Genomic DNA, 980 nt, shown 5'->3' with positions numbered 1-980 from the left:
TGTAAATCTTCAGCCTAATTTGGACACGTTGGTATAAAAATTAAGAGATGGTTTTCTTAATTTAATCACCATTAAAAAGTTCAAAAATGACTGTAAAAAAACAAAGTGCCGAAGCCAAGATTAAAGAGATTAAGAGGCACACAAGAAAGAAGTATTCAGCAGAGGAAAAAATCAGGATTGTAATTGAAGGACTGAGAGGAGAAGAAAGTATAGCTGGCCTCTGCAGGCGAGAAGGCATTAATGCCAACCTATACTACAAATGGAGCAAGGATTTCATGGAAGCTGGCAAAAGCCGTTTAGCAGGCGATGTCAAGCGTGAAGCCAACTCTGTTGAAGTACATGATCTAAAAAACGAAAACACTGACTTAAAACTGCTTGTTGCTGAGCAAAGTCTTCATATCAGGGCACTTAAAAAAAGCGCAATTGGTTCCGAACAAACTATAGATTTATGAGACGTAGCACTGGCGAAAAAATGGAGATTATCCGCATTGTTCAGGATTCTGAACTTGGAGTAAAACGAACGCTGGAGGAACTGGGTATTAGCCGTAGTACATTCTATGAATGGTACAAACGCTACAAGGAAGACGGTTATGAAGGTTTAAAACCGAAGCAGTCCAGCAGAAAAACATTCTGGAATAAAATACCTGAGGCAGAAAAGGCGAAAGTAGTAAAAACGGCACTTGAGCAAACTGAACTATCGCCAAGAGAACTGGCCTATCACATCACAGATAAACAAGGATGGTTTATAAGTGAATCGAGCGTTTACAGGATTTTGAAAGAGCGCGGATTAATAACCAGTCCGGCCTGGATTGTAATGGCTGCGGCTGATGAGTTTAAAGACAAAACCAGGCACGTTCATCAGCAATGGCAGACCGATTTTACGTACTTTAAAGTGATAAACTGGGGTTGGTATTACTTGTCTACTATTATGGACGATTACTCCCGTTATATCATTGCCTGGGAACTTAGCACCAATATGG

Annotated in this window: 2 protein-coding genes; both read left to right on the top strand. The window is 40.2% G+C overall.

Annotated features, from left to right (window positions below):
* Positions 1–86: 86 nt before the first annotated feature.
* Positions 87–452: a transposase gene (locus tag SLH46_RS21620; RefSeq protein ID WP_163323816.1), complete on the top strand. Its 366-nt coding sequence runs from the start codon at positions 87–89 to the stop codon at positions 450–452.
* Positions 449–980, top strand: a 532-nt coding sequence (locus SLH46_RS21615) for a helix-turn-helix domain-containing protein (protein ID WP_320283307.1), incomplete at its 3' end; no start/stop codon positions are given. The genes SLH46_RS21620 and SLH46_RS21615, both read left to right, overlap by 4 nt.

The organism is Draconibacterium sp. IB214405, from assembly GCF_033963885.1.
GTDB lineage: Bacteria > Bacteroidota > Bacteroidia > Bacteroidales > Prolixibacteraceae > Draconibacterium.
The sequence above is the reverse complement of the archived record's forward strand: the minus strand, read 5'-3'. Positions and strand labels throughout refer to the sequence as shown.

Bases quoted from the DNA above. Each gene is read 5' to 3' on its own strand.
- SLH46_RS21620 (WP_163323816.1), top strand. From the start codon at position 87: ATGACTGTAAAAAAACAAAGTGCCGAAGCCAAGATTAAAGAGATTAAG.